This window comes from Stenotrophomonas sp. SrG, assembly GCF_050031795.1.
GTDB lineage: Bacteria > Pseudomonadota > Gammaproteobacteria > Xanthomonadales > Xanthomonadaceae > Stenotrophomonas > Stenotrophomonas rhizophila_A.
This window is the reverse complement of sequence record NZ_JBNBBE010001380.1, coordinates 1-235: the sequence shown is the minus strand read 5'-3', so window position 1 is coordinate 235 and position 235 is coordinate 1. Positions and strand designations below refer to the sequence as shown.

Sequence of the window (235 nt, the reverse complement as noted above, 5' to 3'; positions counted from 1 at the left end):
CCAGCTGGTGCGGTCGCCCGGGATCTCATTGGCGGCCAGCCACTTGCTGTTCACGTAATCGCCGAAGGCGGTGCAGGCGTCCAGGCTCTTGTCCAGGTCGGTCGGGTGGAAGGCGTTGTAGGCCGGCAGCTTGGCTTCGTCGAGCTTGATCTCGGTGGGGGCTGGGGCGGCGGCGGCCGGGGTGGGCGGGGCGTGGCTCTTATACACATCTCCGTGCCCACGAGACTGAGTACCC

Annotated in this window: 1 protein-coding gene; it reads right to left on the bottom strand. The window is 67.7% G+C overall.

The window, feature by feature from the left end:
* A partial coding sequence (locus ACQG3P_RS23930; RefSeq protein WP_426806442.1) for a hypothetical protein occupies nt 1–207 on the bottom strand: 207 nt, incomplete at its 3' end.
* Between the last annotated feature and the right edge of the window lie 28 nt (nt 208–235).